Below are 19,403 nucleotides of genomic sequence, written 5' to 3' on the forward strand. Positions count from 1 at the left end.
GTCGGCATTGGTATGAAATTCTAAGGAAGCGTGATGGCCAAAAAGAAAAAGACCGCGAAGAAAACGACAGCGAAAAAGCAAAAAAAGGCTGTCAAGAAAGCCCGCAAGGCGACGGCTACACGTGCGTCGAAAAAGAGCGCGCGCAAATCTTCGGTGAAAAAAGCTGCCAAGAAGGCGACGGCAAAAAAAGCTTCACCGAAGAAGGCCGCTGCAAAAAAGACCGTAACCAAAAAGGCCGGTACCAAAAAGACGGCGGCCAAAAAGACCGCGACGAAAAAAACAACGGTCAAGAAAGCAGCTGCCGAGAAGCGGCCGTCCAAAAAGCCCGCTGAAGCTCCGACGACGGTGAAGAAAGCCGCAACGAAGCCGGTTGAAAAATCAGGGAAGACCGCACGCAAAGCGATCAAGAAATCCGTCGCGAATCCGGCAGTGGTCGCCCAACCAATTGTGAAGGGCACTGAGGATCGCGCGCAAAATACATTCTACATCACCACCGCGATTGCCTACCCGAATGGCGCCCCGCACATCGGACACGCCTATGAGGCGATCGCGACCGATGCCCTGGCGCGCTTTCAGCGCCTCGATGGCAAGGATGTGTTTTTCCTGACGGGAACGGACGAGCACGGCCTGAAGATGGTTCAGACCGCGCAGAAGGAAGGCCTGACTCCCGCTGAGCTTGCGACGCGTAACGCTGCGCGTTTCAAAGAGATGGATCAGCGGCTGAACATTTCGTTCGATCGCTTCATCCGAACGTCGGAGCAGCAGCATCACGAATCCAGTCAGGAAATCTGGCGCCGCATGGCTGCCAACGGCGACATCTATTCCGACACCTATTCCGGCTGGTATTCGGTCCGCGACGAAGCCTACTACGCTGAAGAAGAAACCACTGTGGGCGAGGACAACGTGCGCCGCGGACCGCAGGGAACGCCGGTCGAGTGGGTTGAGGAGAAGAGCTATTTCTTCGAGCTCTCCGCTTATGAGGACAAGCTGCTCGCGCTCTATGAAAGCCAGCCCGATTTCATCGGCCCGGACGTCCGCAAGAACGAGGTCATCAGCTTCGTCAAAGGCGGGCTAAAGGACCTGTCGATTTCGCGAACCACCTTCGACTGGGGCGTGAAGGTGCCCGGCGACGAAGAACACGTGATGTATGTCTGGGTCGACGCGTTGACCAACTATATCACCGGCGTCGGTTTCCCCGATGAATCCGACAAGAACTGGCGATATTGGCCGGCTGACGTCCACATCATCGGCAAAGACATTATCCGTTTCCATGCCGTGTATTGGCCCGCGTTTTTGATGTCGGCCGGCATCCCGATTCAGAAGCGCGTCTATGCCCACGGATTCCTGTTCAACCGCGGCGAGAAAATGTCGAAGTCCGTCGGCAACGTCGTGGATCCGTTCAATCTGGCGGACCAATACGGCGTCGATCAGCTTCGTTACTTCCTGCTGCGCGAAGTGCCGTTCGGCCAGGACGGTAACTACAATCACGAAGCCATCGTTGCGCGCACCAACGCGGACCTTGCCAACGACCTGGGCAACCTGGCGCAACGCTCGCTGTCCATGATCGGCAAGCAATTTGGCGGCGTACTGCCGGAGCCAGGAGCCTTCACCGACAATGACAAGGCAATCCTTGCCATGGCCGACGGTATGCTCGCGCCCGCGCGCGAGGCCATGAGCACGCAGCAGATCCATCAGGCTTTGAACACGATCTGGGCCGTTGTTGCGGAGGCCAACCGCTACTTTGCGGGAGAGGCACCGTGGGCGCTCGCCAAGACCGATCCAGCGCGGCAGAAGACGGTTCTTTATGTGACGGCGGAAGTTGTCCGCCAGATCGCCATCATGGCGCAGCCCGCGATCCCGGAAGCCGCCGGCAAGCTGCTGGATATTCTCGGGATCGGCGAGGGCGAACGGGACTTCGCCTCGCTCGCAACTCGCATCAAGGCCGGCAGTCAACTGCCTCCACCGGCACCGGTTTTTCCGCGCTACGTGGAGCCCACGGACGACAAGGGCAAGGCCTGATGCTCGTCGATAGTCACTGCCATCTCGACTTCCCTGATTTCGCCGACGACCTCGACGGGATTGTCTCGCGCGCCGAGGCCGCTGGTGTCGGGCGCATCGTGACGATCTCGACCCGTGTCCGCCGCATCGACACGTTGCTGGCGCTCGCGCAGCGATATCCCAATGTTTACTGCTCGGTGGGAACACATCCGCATCAGGCAGATGAGGAAGACGGCATCACGGCCGACGAACTCATCGCACTGACCAGGCATCCCAAGGTGGTGGCGCTCGGTGAGGCAGGACTGGACAACTTCTACAAGGACGGCTCGCCGGAGGCGCAGGAGCGGGGCTTCCGCGCCCACATCGCGGCGGCCCGGGCCACTGGCCTGCCGCTCGTCATCCACACGCGCGAGGCGGACGAGGCTTGCGGTCGTATCCTCGATGAGGAGATGGCCAAGGGTCCATTCAAGGCCGTCCTGCATTGCTACACAGGCGGCCGGGATCTCGCGATGAAAGCGATCGCCCACGGGCTGTCGATCTCGTTCACCGGCATTCTGACGTTCAAGAACTCCCAGGCCATCCGCGACATCGCCGCCGAATTGCCGGCCGATCGCATCATGGTCGAGACCGACGCGCCCTACCTCGCGCCGGGCAAGTATCGCGGAAAGCGCAACGAGCCGTCGTTCGTAGTGGAAACCGCGCGCGTGTTGGCTGAAACACGCGGCGTCTCGCTTGAAGAAATTTCACAACACACGACGGAGAACTTCTTCCGTTTGTTCAACAAAGTGCCGCGCCCGGACGCAAAGGCTGCATGACGGTAACGCTCACCATTCTGGGCTCCGGATCCTCAGCCGGTGTGCCACGCCCAGCACTCGGGTGGGGAGCTTGCGACCCGAACAATCCCAAGAATCGCCGCCGCCGCTGCTCACTGCTGGCCGAGAAAGCGAGCGCAGAGGGCATCACCAGGGTTCTGATCGACACATCTCCAGACCTGCGCGAGCAGCTGATCGACGCGAATGTGGATCATCTTGAGGCCGTCTTCCTGACGCACGAGCATGCCGACCAGACCCATGGCATCGACGACCTGCGCTCGGTGGTGCTCCATCAGCGCAGCCGCATTCCTGTCTTCCTGAATGCGTCGACCGCGAAGGACGTCCTGGTCCGCTTTTCATACTGCTTCCAGCAAGCGCCAGGCAGCGACTACCCGGCGATCCTGACCAATCACTGGATCGAGGCGAGCGAAACCAAGACAATCGACGGGAAGGGCGGCTCCCTCGCCCTGACCGCATTCCTGGTTCAGCACGGTAACATTCCGGCGCTCGGCTATCGGATTGGCGACGCCGCTTACACGCCGGACGTCAACGATATTCCCGAGAAAAGCTGGCCGACGCTGGAGAACCTGGATCTCTGGATCATCGATGCCTTGCGCTACACTCAGCACCCAAGCCATTTCAGCCTCAAGGATGCGCTGTCATGGATCGAGAAGTTCAAGCCGCGCCGGGCAGTGCTGACGAACCTGCATTCCGATCTGGACTACGATGAGCTGCGCGCCAAGCTGCCGCCGCACATCGTGCCGGGATACGACGGAATGCGGCTCACGCTCGACGCTCAAGACTTAGGCTGAAATCGCTTTCGCGGAATCAAGCTGCGCCCGCAGCGTGAATTTCTGAATCTTACCGGTCGAGGTCTTGGGAATAGGGCCGAACACCACGGCTTTCGGTGACTTGAATCCCGGGAGCTTTGCTTTGCAGTAGCTCAGGATTTCAGCCTCGGTCGCCTCGGCACCTGATTTAAGCTCGATGAAAGCGCAAGGCACCTCGCCCCATTTGGCGTCAGGCTTCGCCACCACGGCCGCAAACAATACGGCCGGATGCTTGTACAGCACGTCCTCGACCTCCACGGACGAGATATTCTCGCCGCCGGAAATGATGATGTCCTTCGAACGATCCTTGATGATGACGTAGCCGTCCTTGTCGAGCACGCCGAGATCGCCGGTATGAAACCAGCCGCCGGCAAACGCTTCCTGCGTCGCCTTCTCGTTCTTCAGATAGCCCTTCATGACGATGTTGCCGCGAAACATGACTTCGCCGATGGTTTCTCCATCGCGCGGCACTTCCTGCATGGTCTCGGGATCGAGCACTGTCACTGCTTCCTGAAGCGGATAGGGCACGCCCTGCCGACGCTTGAGCTGCGCGCGCTCCTCGGCGGGAAGCTCGTCCCAACCTGGCTGCTCAGCACAGACGGAGGCGGGGCCGTAGACCTCGGTCAGCCCATACACGTGGGTGATCTTGATGCCGATGTTTTCCGCGCCCTCCAGGACCGCAACAGGCGGCGCGGCGCCCGCGATCAGCCCAATCACATGTTTGGACGCTTGTCCCTTTGGCGCGTCCGGTGCGTTGATCAGCGTGTTGTAGACGATCGGCGCGCCGCACATGTGGGTCACGCCATGGTCTGCAATGAGCTGAAAGATCTTGGTTGGATCGACCTTGCGTAGGCAGACATTCACACCGGCCGTTGCGGCGATCGTCCAGGGAAAGCACCAGCCGTTGCAGTGAAACATCGGCAAGGTCCAGAGGTAGATCGGATGGGTGCCGAGATTGCCTGCAAGGATGTTGCTGACCGCATTGAGATAGGCGCCCCGGTGATGCGTCACGACACCCTTGGGATTACCCGTGGTGCCGGACGTATAGCCGAGCGCAATCGCATCCCATTCGTCCTGCGGTGTCATCCAAGCGAAGTCCGGACCGCCCGATCCGACGGCCTCTTCGTACTCGAGTTCGCCGATCCGGTGCCCACCAGCGAACGCAGCATCGTCGACATCGATCACCAGTGGCTTTGGACCGGTCATCAGACTCAGGGCTTCGGAAATCACGCCAGCGAACTCGGGATCAACGAGAATGATCTTGGCGCCACCGTGATCGAGCTGGAAGGCAATGGAAGCCGCGTCCAGGCGGATATTGAGAGCATTGAGCACAGCGCCGGCCATGGGCACGGCAAAATGGGCTTCGTTCATTGCTGGGAGGTTCGGCAGCATCGCAGCGACGGTGTCGCCACGGCCAATCCCACGGCGTGCCAGGAACGACGCAAAGCGCTTGCAGCGCTCGAACGTTTCAGCCCAGGTAAAGACCCGGCCTTCATAGACGGCGCTTGGGAGCTGCGGATAAACGCTTGCGCTGCGAACCAGGAAGCTCAATGGCGACAGCGGCACATAGTTGGCCGGGGTCTTGTCCAGCCCAACGCTGTAGTGACCCTGATCGATGCTCATTGGCGTTCCTCGAAAATGTTTTTTGGCCGCAGCTTCTGGTTCGTCGTGACGTTCTACAGTGGGCGCGCACACGGTCAATTACACGCTGTGGCAGGCCAGTATTGTGATCTCGATCAAACCAAATTTCGAGAGCATTTTATCGAATGTTTCGTCGATCTATCTGATATTGCTATGGTAATTTATATTCCATAATATACCTTATGCGAATTATGGATATAGGATCGCGCGGCTGTGCCCCTGTGTCGTGCTCGCTAGATTCCTGCACTGCCCGTGCCCAACGCGCTCAATTTTTTGTTGGCTGGACCCAACTTTGGCACTGGGCGGTTTTCCTGAGTAAGGTAAGCCGCCAGACGCTTCGGGTTCTCCGCGGACCACCGGGATGCGTACCGCGCAAAGAACTACGAAAAGGACTTTCGATGGCCAGACTTGAAGGAATTCGTCGTTTCCCCATAAAGGGATTATCCTCAGAAGATCTCGATGAAATCAACCTTGTCGTCGGCCGCGGTATCCCCCAAGACCGAGAGTATGCACTCGCGCTGGCGGATACAGAATTCGACGAAAACAATCCTCGCCCATTACCTAAGACGAAATTTGCCGTCCTCGCCCGGTTCGCTCGATTGGCCGCGCTGCAGAGCCAACTCGACTCTCAAACCTCGACGCTCTCGCTGTCCCGAGCCGGATCACTAGTCGCGTCCGGCAACCTCGAAACTCAAGACGGTCGCAATACGCTAGAACGGGCGCTACATGACTTCGTCGGAGCTGAGCTCGGGGGCAAGCCCCGCATTGTTAAAGGCAACAACCATCGCTTTACGGACATCAGCGTTCACTCTCCGCTCCTCATGGAATCTATCTCCGTCATCAACCTGGCAACCGTACGCGCGTTCGAAGAAAAACTCGGAAAACCTGTGGATCCGAGACGCTTCCGCGGCAACCTTCTCGTCGATGGCATTGAGCCATGGAGCGAGTTCGATCTGCTAGATCAAACCTTTCGTATCGGAGATATCATTGTGCGGGGTGTGCGTCGCACGAAACGCTGCCCGGCGACCGAAGTAAACCCCGATACCGCGGAGCGCGATATCCGCGTCCCGCTCGAATTGCTTGAGCGTTACGGACACGGCGATCTTGGCATATACGTGACGGTCTTAGAGGGCGGGATATTGAGAGTGGGCGATCGCATCACACTCCCCGTCTAGCGGCACAATCCGCGCGTCACTACCCCTGAGCGCCGTCCAGTCATCAGTCGCGCATCGTGTGTACCGGCGAAACTCGATCGGCTTGTTGAAGACGATCATCATTCTGCGCTGACCTGAACATCTCAGTTTCGTATGCTTGTATAGCCGCCATCTACAAGGATGGTATGACCCGTCACCATTCGCGCAGCATCGCTTGCAAGATAAAGAACGGCGGAGGCAATCTCATCAGGTTCTGCTGGCCGACCCAGTGGCACGCGCTCGACCATCGCCCGGAAGGCAGGATTTAGCATCGCCTGCTCTAGCATATCCGAGCGGGTAAACGTTGGTGAGACGCCATTGACAGTGATGTCGTACGGAGCCCACTCGCCAGCTAACGTCTTGGTCAATTGATTGAGCGCGCCCTTGCTGCCCGCATAGACTGCGCGGAGCGGTGCACCCACATGACCGACTTGAGAGCTGATATTGATAACCGCGCCCCTCACCTTCCTCTCAATCATCGAACGGGCGACTGCAGTCGCGGTGAAAAAAGCGCCTTTAAAATTGATATCTGACACTGCGTCGAATTCGTCCTCGGTGAACTCGACAGCCGGCTTGACGATAGTGATGCCGGCATTATTGACCAGGACGTCGATACGGCCCATCTCAGCAACGGCCTCGGCAACGAAACTATTGATACCGGCGACCTCGGTTAGTTCGAGCGCCATGGCGTGGGCGCGATGTCCAAAGTTTCGGCATTCTTCTGCGACCTTCGCCGCGTCGGCCTGGTTGCGCGCACCGAGAACGACGTCCGCCCCGGAGGCCGCGCAAGCTTGCGCGATAACGCGCCCAAGTCCCCGGTTAGCGCCAGTTATCATAACCACCTTGCCTTCAAGGCCGAAGCGCGCAGAACCCAACATTGAGTGAACTCCAGGTCGAGAGAGAGGAAGCCGCCGGCGAATTTCGTCGGCGGCAAATTGTTGAAGTTTCGGCTTTAAGCTTTCTGCGAAGCCGGTACGAAGGCGGCCGTCTGTGCGGCGCGTCCTTCGATATTTACTTGATGGTCGCGTGCGTAGAGGCTGCGAGGCAGGCACCATGCGACTAGTACGCCGGAGAATCCACATACCGCCGCGATGCCGTAAAGGGCCATATCAGCACTTCCAGTAGCGTCCTTCACCAACCCCACTGCGTAGGGGCCAATGATCCCTCCGATCTGACCGATGGAATTGATGAGCGCGATGCCAGCCGCCGCGGCTACGCCGCTGAGCATTCGAGATGGCAGCAACCAGAACAGACCGAAGGAGCCAATGATACCGGTCGCAGCCACTGAGAGGCCGATCAAGAGCGCTAATAGACTATTGCCGAACGCGCCGCAGATCACATAGCCCATCATGCCCGCAATCGCGCAACCCACTAGGTGCCAACGTCGCTCGCCCATTCGGTCAGAACTGCGGGCGATCATGGGAATCAGAACCAAGGCCACCAGATAAGGGATCATCGTGATAAGGCCGATGATGAAGGTGTCAGTGGTGCCTGCGGTTTTCACGAGCTGGGGCATCCAGAAGATGATGCCGTAAATACCCATGGCAAGACCGAGATAGATAATCGAGAAAATGTAGGTGGATGGTTCCTTAAGCGCCGCACCAAACGAATGAGTGTTGCTCACCTTGGGGTCTTGAGCAAGACGGGCCTTCAGCAGAGCCTTTTCATCCGAGGTCAGCCACTTGGCGTCGTCGATGTGATCATCAAGGACAATCAAGACCAGCAGCCCGAGCAACACCGAGGGAATTCCCTCGAGAAGAAACAGCCACTGCCACCCGGCCAAGCCACCAATGGCATCCATGTATTTCATGATGGCGCCTGAAATTGGACCGCCGATTAACCCGCAGAGCGCGATAGACATGAAGAAGAAGGAGTTTATACGGCCGCGCAAGCTGGCTGGAAACCAGTGCATGAAACAATAAACCACGCCCGGCACGAATCCAGCCTCCAGCACGCCGAGCAGAAAGCGCAACAGATAGAAAACCGTTTCCGAACGCACGAACATCATGGCCGCCGAAGCGATGCCCCAACTGATCATGATGCGAGCAATCCAGCGCCTGGATCCCACCTTAGCAAGGATGATGTTGCTCGGCACCTCGAACAGCAGATAGCCGACGAAGAAGATGCTCGCGCCAAAGCCATACGCAGCTTCGGAGAGACCCAACTCGCCCTGCATCTGCAGCTTGGCAAAGCTAACATTCACGCGATCGAGATAGGACATGACGAAACAGGCCACGAAGAGCGGCACGATGCGCCAAGATGCCTTACGGAGCACCGCCTTTGTCGCCTCCGACATCAACGGTTGCGGTATGGAATTTTCTATTGTCATGAAAGACTCTCCCCAAGTTGTTTTTTGCTCGACTGGACGCCAAGTTGTTTCTTTTCTTTTGCGCCGTCTCTCCACTACGATCGATAGGCGCGGCAGATGGACTATTTCACTGGATCAGCAAAGCATGTGCGCTTAATCGTCCTGTGAAGCTTCTCGTGGACCGGTCTGGTGGTAGCGACCCGTGAGCGCACCATGACGATGAGCATGAACAGGTGCTCATTCTCCGCAAGACTGTAGAGCCATGCGGACAATCCGAGCTGTTAGGAATTCTTTGGAATAGTCGTGCTAGATTTGCTTGTGAGCTTTCTCAACCCGCAGGACCATTCCGCGCGACGTACTCTTGATAGCCATCGTTGTCATGCACGTCGACGCGTCCGATCCAGTAGCCCTTTGCCATAACTTCTTCCTTTCAGCGTAACGACGATGGTGGAAAATCTGTGCCTGCCTTCTGCATCTATGGCTTGAAAACAAAGCCTGGCCCAATCGCGGCATCGGCTGGAATAGGTGGAAGATCGGCGAACAGTTCTGGATGTGCTTTCATCACGTTCAGGATGGGCTTTGGCTCGATATGTTTGTTGACATCAAATGTCGACTTGAGGATGCCAAGTCGCGACAGCCGGTCTTGCGCGCTCCAGAGTGCGCGATAGTTATTGGCCGATAGTCGTCGATCGAGTTGCTGGACATTGAACTGCATCGCGGTTTCAGCGACGTCCAGCTTCAAGCCTGGAATCCATCGGGTTGCGATAGCTGCGGCCTGCTTGGGATTCTTGCGCATCCATTGATCTGCTTCGGACGTCGCAGCGAGGAACTTCTCTACAATCGCCTCATTCTTACTAACCCAGGGACGCAGAGCGACCGCAAAGCCGAGATAGGCGATCACGTTCCCTCCGCGGATGACTTCAAACGCACCAGGAACATCTTTTTGCGCAACGATTGGCCAAGGATCCCATCCGGAAAAAGCATCAATCCCCTTCGCCAACAGCGCAACCGTCATATCCGGCGGCGGCGTGTTCACCAGCGTCACATCGCTCGGCGTCAAACCCGCCTTGTCGAGTAGCCCGAGAATGTACAGGTGGTTGATGGTCCCAAAGGACGTCGCGATCTTCTTTCCCTTCAGGCTTTTCAAGTCCCCCTTAACGATCCCGGATCCTTCACGCGCGACGACAGCCATTGTCGCGTCGGAACCTGTTTTAGTAGGGTTTCCACTGAAATTTCCGAGCGCGACAAGGTCCATGCCCTTTAGCACGGCTCCGATCATGGGCACGCCCACCTGAACAATGTTAGTTTCGCCGGCTTGAAGCGCATTTAACGCATCCACACCAGTCGCGTAAGGTCGCGCGATCGTAACATCGAGGCCCTGCTTTTCAAAAAATCCGCGCTCCGTAGCGACGGGCAATGCCAGCATGTCGATGGCGCTGACCATCCCGACGTTCAGTTTGATCAAATCTTGCGCCTGCGCCGCGAAATTGATCAACATCAACGCTGCCCCCAGCAGAAGCGATCTTCTCATGTTTATCCTCCCTCTTTCGTTGGCCGGATGCGGATCACTAAAACGGCTGGCGACCGCAAATTCGGTTCCTTTGACTCCCACATTTTTATTCGAGATCTCCGACGTCACCGAGGATCTCTTTGTCTTCGCCCGCACGGACCAGCGAGCAATTTGCCGGCTAAACGATTAAGCCGATTTTTCGAATTGCAAGGCTTTAGCAACGACAAAGGCTAACATGACAAATGTCGAGCTGACAATCATCCGATGTTAAACATCGGACTAATGAGACAAATTGCGCATTGCACAAATCGATCGTTTTTGCAGCGCGACAAACTACTGCCGGTCGGGTTTGATATAACGAGGAGCGCGATTTTTTGGCAGGAGACTTTCCTGAGATTTCGATTTAGACGGCCATGTAAGCTTCAGTCGCTTCGACAACTGTACGTTCGTTAAATGCACGTTGATCATCAACAAACTGACCGAACAATAGCGATTGCCCGGAGACGCATCTGTGCGCAATGAATGCGACAGCGATCGAGCTGTGGCTTCGATTTGCTGGCCGACCATAAGGCCAGCAATCTCAAACTTGCCTCGACCGTCCGCCGAAGATGCCCAGACCCACACGATGATAATACGGAAAGCGGACACCCCTCGCCCCCTAAGATCGCTTCGCGAAATGCAAATGTCTCTGCACCCAGCCCAAGCCGCGAACCTACTACGACCGCGCTATCCAACCGGCGATCGTTCGCCCGGTGCGAACTATCTACCTTGGGAAGATTCGATTCCCATATTTGGACTACAAAAAGCCTATGAAATGTCGGATGACATATAGGCGAAATCACGCGTAATCAGATGCCAGAAACTATTGTAAAGCTGTTCTTCAGACGTAACATCCCAAGCTAGGCCCTGCTCCATCATGCACACTCAAGACGGCAAGATTATCGCTCCAATCGATCCCGTTAAGCTGGATCGTCTCGCTGAAGTCGCGATCAAAGTGGGTCTTCGACTCCAGCCGGGACAGGATTTGTTGGTCACGGCGCCAAACGCAGCACTGCCGTTTGTGCGAAAAGTCGTTGAACATGCCTACAAAGCCGGCGCCGGTCTGGTGACACCCTTTTTCTCTGATGATGAAATCACATTGGCGCGTTATCGGTTCGGATCGGACATCAGCTTCGATCGGGCTGCTGGCTGGTTATACGAAGGCATGGCTAAAGCGTTTGCCGGCAACACGGCGAGGCTTGCGATCGTCGGAGACAATCCGATGTTGCTGTCGGGGCAAGATCCCGCCAATGTTGCGCGCGCCAGCAAGGCCAATTCAATGGCCTACAAGCCTGCTCTCGAGAAAATTGTCAGCTTCGACATTAACTGGAACATCGTGGCTTATCCCAGTGCGGCATGGGCAAAGCAGGTCTTCCCCAACGAGAGCGAAGACGGAGCGCTGGCCAAACTCGCGGAAGCGATTTTCAGTGCTTCGCGGGTAGATAACGAAGACGCCGTCGCATCCTGGGAAAAGCACAACGCCAATCTGCGTGAACGGACCGAATGGCTCAATGGGCAGCGCTTCGACTCTCTTCATTACACAGGCCCCGGCACAGATCTGACGATTGGCCTTGCCGATGGCCACGAATGGCAGGGCGGCGCTTCGACGGCCAAGAACGGCATTACTTGCAACGCGAACATTCCCACCGAGGAGGTCTTTACGACGCCCCACGCGCGGCGCGTTGTCGGCCATGTCGTGAGCTCCAAGCCCCTTTCCTATCAGGGCACATTGATCGACAATATCGCCGTTCAATTCGAAGATGGGCGCATTGTGGAGGCCAAGGCATCGCGCGGCGCGGAAGTTCTGAATAAGGTGCTCGATACCGACGAAGGCGCACGGCGCCTGGGCGAAGTGGCGTTGGTGCCGCATTCGTCGCCGATCTCGAAAAGTGGATTATTGTTCTACAATACTCTGTTCGACGAAAATGCCGCCTCTCACATCGCGCTCGGTCAGTGCTATTCGAAATGTTTCGTCAATGGCGACAAACTCTCGCCTGAACAGATCGCTGCGCAAGGCGGCAACAAGAGCTTGATCCACATTGACTGGATGATCGGCACAAACGAGACCGATATCGACGGCGTTTATGCCGATGGGCGTCGGGTGCCAGTGTTCCGTAAGGGCGAATGGGCTACGGGTGGATAGCCAACTCCAAAGCATCATCAAGTGCTGGAGGACTGCGGACCTCTCGCGATTGACAATCGCGCAGTTGGTGGTGCCTATCGCAGGTAGCTCGCACTACTCTGGAGATATAACGACATGGAGGAAGACCTCTCCCTTTGGTTGATCCGGCATGCGGTCGTCGACGGCGTCGCGGGGACGATCCATGCCTCAGACGCGCCAGCCGATCTCGGTGACCAGCCGCAACTGGACGCGCTGCGACGGTTCCTTCCTCCGGGTGCCATGAGCTACGCAAGCCCGGCGCGGCGCACTGTCGATACGGCACGTGCGCTAGGGCTTGATCCGGTCCCCGTCCCTGAATTCCGGGAGCAAGATTTTGGCGACTGGACCGGGCATCGCCACGACGATCTTGCTGCCGCTGGCGGCGACGATTACGGAGCGTTCTGGAGCGATGCCGCCCGCGCACGACCGCCGGGCGGTGAAAGCTTTGAGGATCAAGTCGCTCGGGTTCGGCGCGGCCTCGACCAGATCGCGCAGGGTTCGGCAAACCTTGTGGTCCATTCCGGCACCATTCGCGCCGCGCTGTGCATTGCGCTGGACCTCACCCCGGAGGCCGCGCTGCGCTTCGTCATCAACCCGCTCTCCCTCACTCGCATCGACCGGCTGTCGAATGGCTGGCGGATCGTGTCGGTCAATCAGAGACTGACGTAACCCCCATCATCCGACGGGGCGATCCGGCACGTTGGCCTGCGCAAAGGTCGCCATACCGTTGTGCAGGGCGCATGCGAGCCGCACGAGCGGCAAAGCGATCGCCGCACCAGACCCCTCGCCAAGCCTCAGGTCCAAACTCACCAGCGGGTGAACATTCAGGGCGCGAAGAACCATATGGTGCCCCTGCTCCGCCGATTGATGCGAAGGCAGCAGAAACGGCTGACAGGACGGATTGATACGGACTGCAGCCAACGCAGCCACCGAGACGATAAAACCATCGACAAGGATCGGGATACGACGCTGTGCTGCCGCAATGATCGCACCGCAAATGGCCGCGATTTCAAGACCACCAACCGCGCACAAAATCTTCTCAGCAGCGACGCCCTGAGCTGTAAGACTGTGGCGCGCCAACGCGGCATCGATCAGGCGTGCCTTGCGAGCGCGGCCCGCGGCATCGACGCCCGTGCCACTGCCCGCGATCTCTTCAGCGGTGACTCCGAGCAAAGCCGAGGCAATGGCCGCGGATGCCGTTGTATTGCCGATGCCCATCTCACCGAGAATAAGCATATCTGGTTGTCCGGCTTCAGCGCGCAACACCGCCCGCTTTCCGCAATCGAAAGCAAAGGCCAATTCCGCAGGCTCGAGCGCCGCCTCGAGGCTGAAATCGCGGCTGCCGCAACGCGGCTTGTCTGTGACGATGCCTGGCAGTGGCGATTGCGCTAGCGTGCCCGCGTCAACGACTTCGAGACTTGCCCCCAACTCGCGCGCCAACACCGAGATCGCAGCTCCGCCCGAGGCGAAGTTGGCCATCATGGCGATCGTCACCTCCTGCGGATAGGCCGAGACGCCTTGCGCAACGATGCCGTGATCGCCGGCAAAGATGATGATCGGCACGCGCGCGGCGCGCGGTTGCTCTGCTCGTTGCAGACCGGCGAGATGGACCGCAACCTGCTCGAGCCGGCCAAGCGCGCCGGTCGGTTTCGTGAGTTGGGCCTGTCTCGACAGCGCCGCCTCGCGATGGACGGCCGAGACATCGGGGCATTCCTGGTAAACCCATTCGGGGAGCATGTTATTCCGCCTCTCGACGATGCTGTGGCTAGCTCGTCACGATTTCCGCTTGAGGATGTAGCTGTCCATGATCCAGCCATGCTGTTCACGCGCCGTGTGCCGTGCAGCGACGATGCGCGGCCCCACTTCGGCAAGCGCCCCCGACAGGATGATTTCATCGGACATGCCGAGATAGGCGCCCCACCAGATGTGCAGCCCCTTCGGCTCCAGTGCCTGAAAGGCCGTCCCACCATCAAGCATCACGACCACAGTATCCGTACCCGCCGGCCAGCCGCCCTCACGCAGCCGCCGTCCGGTCGTGACGAGAAACGGCTCGCCAATATCGTTCAGCGGCAGTGCATGCGCCGCGCACAGCGCCTGGATCGAGGTGATACCTGGGATCACTTCGATGGTCGGCAACGGATTAAGCCGGCGCGCGATGCGCAGGGAGGAGTCGTAGAGCGATGGATCGCCCCAGATCAGGAGCGCCACACGCCCTTCGCTTCCGAGATTGTTCGCAATCTCTTGCGACCAGGTTGCGGCAATCGTGTCATGCCAGTCGTCGACACCCTTGCGATAGTTTGCCTCGCCAGCATCGCGCACAGGCAGATCAAATTCCACAATGCGCGTCCGGGCATTGGTCAATACGTCAGTGCAAATGGCCCGCCGCAATTCGGCAAGGTCCGACTTCCCCGCTCCCTTGCGCGGGATGAGGATGAGATCGGCGGCGTTGATCGCGCGGATCGCAGCGAGTGTGAGCTGGCCGGGATCACCGCACCCAATGCCTATCAGGGAGAGTGTCAGCATCTTCTGTGCGAGAGGCAACGACTCCGGCGCCATCACGGATCTCCCGCAAGCGCGCCGAACAGGATAACGGCAGCAGCGGTCGCTGCGTCGTCTCGCGGAAGCTGTTCAGCGAGCTCGGCGACGGTAGTGCGGATGAGGCGTTCGTCAGTGCGGCCTAAGGATTCAGCAAACAGCGCGGGCGTACCTGGCGCGAGGCCATGTTCGATCAGCTTCGCGGCCAAAGCCGGAAACGTGCGGCGGCCCATATAGACCACGGTCGTCGCATCGGGATCGGCCAGGGCCGCCCAATTCAGGTTCGCGGGCAATTCACCGGTGACGTCGGCGCCCGTCACGAACTGAACCCGGCGCGAGGTGTTTCGTCTCGTCAGGGGAATGCCAGCTTGTGCAGCCGCGACGCAGGCTGAAGTCACACCTGGCACGATCTCATAATTGATACCGGCCGCGCGAAGAGTCTCGATCTCCTCTTCCAGACGGCCGAAAACACCCGCATCGCCTGATTTCAGGCGGACCACGCGCGCGCCCGTTCCGGCATAGTCGATGAGCAACTGATTGACATGCTGTTGCTTGGTTGAGAGGCGACCAGCGCGCTTACCAACCGCGACGAGATTGGCGCCGGGGCGCGCCAGATCGAGGATCGCGCCGGAGGCCAGATCGTCATAGAGCACGATGTCGGCCTCGCGCAGCCGCGCGGCTCCCTTCAGTGTCAGGAGCTCGGGATCGCCGGGACCAGCCGAGATGAAGGAGACGAAACCGCTCACCGGTCCTCCGCGATCAGATGGAAGAACGTACCGGTGGTGTTGTCACGCCGCGAGCCGGTTTCCGTAACGGTGGCGCCATTCGCATCGCGCACAATCGCCAGCGGTGTATCGGGTTGCGAGATAATCGTGGAATAGTGAAACTCATGCCCACGCAGCCGTGCGCCGATCTTGTGTCCCGGCATTGGCGCGGCCAGTTCCGCAAGCCGATAGCCGAGGTGCATGCGACGCTTGGCAAAACTCGTCTCCAGACCAAGAAGTCCGACCATCTCATGCCGCGTCCCTTCGGCATCGGTCAGAGCCGTGCCCAGCGCCATATAGCCCCCACATTCGCCGTGCACCGGGCGTGTTTCAGCAAAGGCACGCAACGCACTGCGAAACCGCGTATTGGCCGCGAGCCGGCCGGCGTGCAGTTCCGGATAGCCGCCCGGTAGCCAGCAGACGTCCGCGCTTGGGTCCGGCGCCTCATCGGCAAGCGGTGAGAACGTCGAGATTTCCGCGCCAGAGGCGTGCCAGGCCTCGAGCATGTGCGGATAGACGAAAGAGAACGCAGCATCACGGGCGAGCGCAATACGCTGGCCGGGAGGCTTAGCAGCGAGATCGCAGGGAACAGACTGCGGCGACCAAGCGCAGGCCGATTGGAGCACCGCGTCGAGATCGACATGCTTGGCGACGAAGCGCGCGGCAGCGGCGATCAGCTCGCCGACCTCCGCCTGCTCTTCGGCCTGTACCAGACCAAGATGCCGCTTGGGCAAGGATATTTCGGCATGGCGAGGCAACGCGCCGAACATCGCAATGCCGACATCCGCCAGAGCGCGCCGCACGAGATCCTCATGTCTTGGGCTGGCGATGCGGTTAAGCACGACGCCTGCAAGACGCACGCCCGATCGATAATCGCGCAGTCCGGTAGCAATCGCCGCGGCCGTCTGCGCCTGACCGGATGGATCGAGTACGAGCAGCACCGGCCACCCCATCATCTCAGCAATATCGGCGGTCGCACCCGTTCCGGTGACGCCGCGTGCGGCAACGCCGTCGAACAGCCCCATCGAGCCCTCGGCAAGCACAAGATCGGCCTCGACGCCTCGGCCGACGAGGCTTGAGATGGTGTCACGATCCATGGCCCAGCTATCGAGATTGACCGAGGCGCGCCCGGTAGCCACTGCGTGAAAGGCAGGGTCGATATAATCCGGACCGCTCTTGAAGCACTGCACCGTCAGCCCGCGCTCGCGATAGGCGTGCGCGAGGGCGAGCGTCAGCGTGGTCTTGCCGACGCCGGATGCGGGCGCCGAGATGAGAAGGCCGACTGCCATCACGATGCCTCCGGGAAGCGCGGTGAAGACCCGACCGGCCGGTAACGACGGTCGTAGTCGGCGGCATAAAGGCGGCTCTCGGCGAACTCCTCCGACCCCAGCGTTTTTCCGACGAGAATGAGCGCCGTGCGCTCAAGCTCGGCGCCGACCGCGACGTCGAGCGTGGCAAGTGTCGCGCGGACAATGCGCTGATCGGGCCAGCTCGCACGCCAGACGATCGCGACCGGACAATCTCCGCCGTAATGCGGCGTCAACTCGGCAATCACTTTGTCCAAGAGATGGATCGACAGATGGATACCGAGCACTGCACCAGTCGCGGCGAAGGCGGCGAGCTTCTCCCCTTCCGGCATTGCGCTTGCCCGGCCCGGCGTGCGCGTCAGCACCACGGACTGCACAAGACCCGGCAGCGTCAGTTCGGCTTCAAGCGCCGCAGCAGCTGCCGAAAAGGCCGGCACACCCGGTGTGATTGAATACGGAATGTTGAGCCCGCGCAGACGGCGCAACTGTTCACCCATCGCCGACCAGATCGAGAGATCACCGGAATGCAGCCTTGCAACGTCCTTGCCATCCGCATGCGCGGCCGCGATTTCGGCAACGATCTCATCAAGCGACAGCAGCGCAGTGTTGACGATCCGCGCGCCGGGCGGGCAATGGGCAAGCACGCCTTCCGGCACGAGCGAGCCGGCATAGAGACACACCGGACAAGCAGCGATCAGGTCGCGGCCGCGCAGGGTCAGCAGATCGGCAGCACCCGGCCCAGCGCCTATGAAATGCACGGTCATGCGCCCTCTCCTTCTGCGATCGCTGCAGTGGCAGTTCGATCCTGCGAGACCACCCGCGTCGCGACGAGCCGCGCGTGGCGCCCGGCGGCGGCGAGCGCTGCGGCTTCGGCAACCGAACCGGTCCCGAATTTTTCTTGAATAAGCTCGGACTGGGTCAACGTCGCAATGCCCGCAAGCACGTTGGCTGGCATGGCTTTGATCGGTACATTGAGCTCACGCGCCAACTGTTGCAGAGCATCCGAATCTGCCTTGTCACTCACCGTGGCAATGGCCGTGACGCCTTCGGCACCGGCAGCCATGAGCACCTCGCGAAGCGAGACAACCGTGACGTCGCGCCTGAATCCCAAACCTACGACCCTCATTTGATCGCACTCCATTGCACGACCGAGCGCGACGCCTCCCAGGATCGGTATCGACCCAACGGAGCGGCATGCGCGATCTCGACGCGCATCAACTCGCCGCCATAGCGCTGATGCAGCTCCGCGAGAAGCGCCTCTGTCTCCAGTGTCACACTGTGTGCGACCAGCCGTGTGCCCACCGCGATGCGCGACCAGACAGCGTCGAACAGCGCAACGTTGAGACCGCCGCCAATGAATACGGCGTCGGGCGTCTCGAGGTCCGCGAGGATGTCCGGTGCGGCCCCTTGTATGACTGTCATCCGATGCGCCAATCCGAAGGCTGCAGCATTGCGATGAATGTTCGCGACACGATCTTCGCGAGCCTCAATCGCGATCGCGCTTCCCCCACACAACGCCCATTCGACAGAGATCGAGCCCGAGCCTGCTCCAATGTCCCAGAGCCTTTCGCCGGGCCGCGGTGAAAGTGCGGAGAGCGCCAACGCACGGATCGGCCGCTTGGTGATCTGGCCATCGTGGACGAAGAGATCGTCTGAAAGACCTGAACTGCGCGCGAGCCCCTGCGATCCCCTCGCCTCCAGCGCAATCGTCATGAGACTGTCGCCTGGCTCCGCCGTATAGCTATCGGCGCGGTGCTGCCTGACGCGTTCGCGCGCACCGCCAAGCGCGGACAGCGCCCATAGCGGTGATGCGCCCCAACCGCGTTCTGTGAGCCAGGCGGCGAGCTCACCACCTGCCTTGCCGTCGCGGACCAGGCAAATGATCCGCGCACCGCGCACCAGATGCGGCAATAGACGCTCGAAAGGCACGGCATGGAGACCGAGACACACGACGGACTCGATGCGCCAACCCAACCGCGCCGCCGCAAGCGAGAACGTCGAAGGTGCAGAGTGAGAGATCCATTCGCCGGCATGAAGCTGTTTGGCAAGCGTGCCGCCGACGCCGTGCCAGAACGGGTCGCCTGAAGCGAGCACGGCCGTCGGCCGGCCGCGATGGCTCAATACGCAATCCACGTCGAACGGCATCGGCCATGGACGGCCTCGGTCGGCAACGCCAGCGAGTGCGAGATGACGTTCGCCGCCGAGAACGATTTCAGCCCCGGCAAGCGCCTTTCGGCTTGCTTCCGACAGGCCGGCAAGGCCATCTTCGCCGATACCGATAATGGTCAACCAGGGATCAGCCACG

Annotated in this window: 18 protein-coding genes; 6 read left to right on the plus strand and 12 right to left on the minus strand. The window is 59.6% G+C overall.

Annotated features, from left to right (window positions below; genetic code table 11):
- The first annotated feature begins 33 nt into the window (after nt 1-33).
- From metG to ACZ5C3_RS15880, 3 genes are read left to right on the plus strand one after another with little or no spacing between them, the layout of a single operon-like run.
- A complete protein-coding gene (gene metG, locus ACZ5C3_RS15870; protein ID WP_464031152.1) occupies nt 34-2,019 on the plus strand; it encodes a methionine--tRNA ligase in 1,986 nt (661 codons plus the stop codon).
- On the plus strand, nt 2,019-2,813 hold the full coding sequence (locus tag ACZ5C3_RS15875) for a TatD family hydrolase (protein ID WP_464031154.1): 795 nt from the start codon (nt 2,019-2,021) through the stop codon (nt 2,811-2,813). The genes metG and ACZ5C3_RS15875 overlap by 1 nt, the downstream gene beginning before the upstream one ends.
- Nucleotides 2,810-3,622 carry an MBL fold metallo-hydrolase gene (locus ACZ5C3_RS15880; RefSeq protein ID WP_464031156.1) on the plus strand — a complete coding sequence of 271 codons (813 nt, stop codon included), beginning with the start codon at nt 2,810-2,812 and terminating at the stop codon, nt 3,620-3,622. The genes ACZ5C3_RS15875 and ACZ5C3_RS15880 overlap by 4 nt, the downstream gene beginning before the upstream one ends.
- On the opposite strand, the gene ACZ5C3_RS15885 is transcribed toward ACZ5C3_RS15880, so the two are convergent.
- Complete coding sequence (locus ACZ5C3_RS15885) at nt 3,614-5,263, minus strand: acyl-CoA synthetase (protein ID WP_464031157.1); 1,650 nt, start codon at nt 5,261-5,263, stop codon at nt 3,614-3,616. The two genes, ACZ5C3_RS15880 and ACZ5C3_RS15885, sit on opposite strands and share 9 nt — an antisense overlap.
- A 416-nt stretch (nt 5,264-5,679) precedes the next feature.
- Between ACZ5C3_RS15885 and ACZ5C3_RS15890 the strand changes: the two genes are divergently transcribed.
- On the plus strand, nt 5,680-6,456 hold the full coding sequence (locus tag ACZ5C3_RS15890; protein ID WP_464031159.1) for an MOSC domain-containing protein: 777 nt from the start codon (nt 5,680-5,682) through the stop codon (nt 6,454-6,456).
- Between the two features lie 122 nt (nt 6,457-6,578).
- On the opposite strand, the gene ACZ5C3_RS15895 is transcribed toward ACZ5C3_RS15890, so the two are convergent.
- The 4 genes from ACZ5C3_RS15895 to ACZ5C3_RS15910 form a co-directional block, all read right to left on the minus strand.
- Nucleotides 6,579-7,352 (minus strand): SDR family NAD(P)-dependent oxidoreductase, encoded by a 774-nt coding sequence (locus ACZ5C3_RS15895; protein WP_464031161.1) that lies wholly within the window; start codon nt 7,350-7,352, stop codon nt 6,579-6,581.
- 74 nt (nt 7,353-7,426) lie between these two features.
- On the minus strand, nt 7,427-8,878 hold the full coding sequence (locus ACZ5C3_RS15900) for an MFS transporter (RefSeq protein WP_464031162.1): 1,452 nt from the start codon (nt 8,876-8,878) through the stop codon (nt 7,427-7,429).
- Between the two features lie 232 nt (nt 8,879-9,110).
- Nucleotides 9,111-9,200 (minus strand): DUF1330 domain-containing protein, encoded by a 90-nt coding sequence (locus ACZ5C3_RS15905; RefSeq protein ID WP_464031164.1) that lies wholly within the window; start codon nt 9,198-9,200, stop codon nt 9,111-9,113.
- 57 nt (nt 9,201-9,257) lie between these two features.
- A complete protein-coding gene (locus ACZ5C3_RS15910) occupies nt 9,258-10,313 on the minus strand; it encodes an ABC transporter substrate-binding protein (protein ID WP_464031166.1) in 1,056 nt (351 codons plus the stop codon).
- Nucleotides 10,314-11,208: 895 nt separating this feature from the next.
- On the opposite strand from ACZ5C3_RS15910, the gene ACZ5C3_RS15915 reads away from it, so the two are divergent.
- Together ACZ5C3_RS15915 and ACZ5C3_RS15920 are read left to right on the plus strand one after the other, a co-directional pair.
- Nucleotides 11,209-12,474, plus strand: coding sequence for an aminopeptidase (locus ACZ5C3_RS15915; protein ID WP_464031167.1), 1,266 nt, complete (start codon nt 11,209-11,211; stop codon nt 12,472-12,474).
- A gap of 114 nt (nt 12,475-12,588) precedes the next feature.
- On the plus strand, nt 12,589-13,161 hold the full coding sequence (locus ACZ5C3_RS15920) for a histidine phosphatase family protein (RefSeq protein ID WP_464031169.1): 573 nt from the start codon (nt 12,589-12,591) through the stop codon (nt 13,159-13,161).
- Nucleotides 13,162-13,167: 6 nt separating this feature from the next.
- On the opposite strand, the gene cobT is transcribed toward ACZ5C3_RS15920, so the two are convergent.
- Genes cobT through cbiE form a run of 7 tightly spaced genes read right to left on the minus strand, consistent with a single transcriptional unit; the run spans nt 13,168 to nt 19,402 of the window.
- A complete protein-coding gene (gene cobT / locus ACZ5C3_RS15925; protein WP_464031170.1) occupies nt 13,168-14,229 on the minus strand; it encodes a nicotinate-nucleotide--dimethylbenzimidazole phosphoribosyltransferase in 1,062 nt (353 codons plus the stop codon).
- Nucleotides 14,230-14,265: 36 nt separating this feature from the next.
- Nucleotides 14,266-15,015 (minus strand): precorrin-6A synthase (deacetylating), encoded by a 750-nt coding sequence (gene cobF, locus ACZ5C3_RS15930; RefSeq protein WP_464038353.1) that lies wholly within the window; start codon nt 15,013-15,015, stop codon nt 14,266-14,268.
- 32 nt (nt 15,016-15,047) lie between these two features.
- A complete protein-coding gene (gene cobA, locus ACZ5C3_RS15935) occupies nt 15,048-15,773 on the minus strand; it encodes a uroporphyrinogen-III C-methyltransferase (RefSeq protein ID WP_464031171.1) in 726 nt (241 codons plus the stop codon).
- Nucleotides 15,770-17,080 (minus strand): cobyrinate a,c-diamide synthase, encoded by a 1,311-nt coding sequence (locus ACZ5C3_RS15940; RefSeq protein WP_464031173.1) that lies wholly within the window; start codon nt 17,078-17,080, stop codon nt 15,770-15,772. Before ACZ5C3_RS15940 ends, cobA begins: the two co-directional genes overlap by 4 nt.
- Entirely contained in the window at nt 17,080-17,862 is a 783-nt protein-coding gene (cobM, locus tag ACZ5C3_RS15945; RefSeq protein WP_464031175.1) for a precorrin-4 C(11)-methyltransferase, read from the minus strand. Before cobM ends, ACZ5C3_RS15940 begins: the two co-directional genes overlap by 1 nt.
- Nucleotides 17,859-18,224, minus strand: coding sequence for a cobalamin biosynthesis protein (locus ACZ5C3_RS15950; RefSeq protein WP_464031177.1), 366 nt, complete (start codon nt 18,222-18,224; stop codon nt 17,859-17,861). Before ACZ5C3_RS15950 ends, cobM begins: the two co-directional genes overlap by 4 nt.
- Nucleotides 18,221-19,402, minus strand: coding sequence for a precorrin-6y C5,15-methyltransferase (decarboxylating) subunit CbiE (gene cbiE, locus ACZ5C3_RS15955; RefSeq protein WP_464031178.1), 1,182 nt, complete (start codon nt 19,400-19,402; stop codon nt 18,221-18,223). The genes ACZ5C3_RS15950 and cbiE overlap by 4 nt, the downstream gene beginning before the upstream one ends.
- Between the last annotated feature and the right edge of the window lies 1 nt (nt 19,403).

Source organism: Afipia dichlorophenoxyacetatis (assembly GCF_055386385.1).

Coding starts and splice junctions, on each gene's coding strand:
- metG (WP_464031152.1), top strand. CDS start 34: ATGGCCAAAAAGAAAAAGACCGCGAAGAAAACGACAGCGAAAAAGCAA.
- ACZ5C3_RS15875 (WP_464031154.1), top strand. CDS start 2,019: ATGCTCGTCGATAGTCACTGCCATCTCGACTTCCCTGATTTCGCCGAC.
- ACZ5C3_RS15880 (WP_464031156.1), top strand. CDS start 2,810: ATGACGGTAACGCTCACCATTCTGGGCTCCGGATCCTCAGCCGGTGTG.
- ACZ5C3_RS15885 (WP_464031157.1), bottom strand. CDS start 5,263: ATGAGCATCGATCAGGGTCACTACAGCGTTGGGCTGGACAAGACCCCG.
- ACZ5C3_RS15890 (WP_464031159.1), top strand. CDS start 5,680: ATGGCCAGACTTGAAGGAATTCGTCGTTTCCCCATAAAGGGATTATCC.
- ACZ5C3_RS15895 (WP_464031161.1), bottom strand. CDS start 7,352: ATGTTGGGTTCTGCGCGCTTCGGCCTTGAAGGCAAGGTGGTTATGATA.
- ACZ5C3_RS15905 (WP_464031164.1), bottom strand. CDS start 9,200: ATGGCAAAGGGCTACTGGATCGGACGCGTCGACGTGCATGACAACGAT.
- ACZ5C3_RS15910 (WP_464031166.1), bottom strand. CDS start 10,313: ATGAGAAGATCGCTTCTGCTGGGGGCAGCGTTGATGTTGATCAATTTC.
- ACZ5C3_RS15915 (WP_464031167.1), top strand. CDS start 11,209: ATGCACACTCAAGACGGCAAGATTATCGCTCCAATCGATCCCGTTAAG.
- ACZ5C3_RS15920 (WP_464031169.1), top strand. CDS start 12,589: ATGGAGGAAGACCTCTCCCTTTGGTTGATCCGGCATGCGGTCGTCGAC.
- cobT (WP_464031170.1), bottom strand. CDS start 14,229: ATGCTCCCCGAATGGGTTTACCAGGAATGCCCCGATGTCTCGGCCGTC.
- cobF (WP_464038353.1), bottom strand. CDS start 15,015: ATGCTGACACTCTCCCTGATAGGCATTGGGTGCGGTGATCCCGGCCAG.
- ACZ5C3_RS15940 (WP_464031173.1), bottom strand. CDS start 17,080: ATGGCAGTCGGCCTTCTCATCTCGGCGCCCGCATCCGGCGTCGGCAAG.
- cobM (WP_464031175.1), bottom strand. CDS start 17,862: ATGACCGTGCATTTCATAGGCGCTGGGCCGGGTGCTGCCGATCTGCTG.
- ACZ5C3_RS15950 (WP_464031177.1), bottom strand. CDS start 18,224: ATGAGGGTCGTAGGTTTGGGATTCAGGCGCGACGTCACGGTTGTCTCG.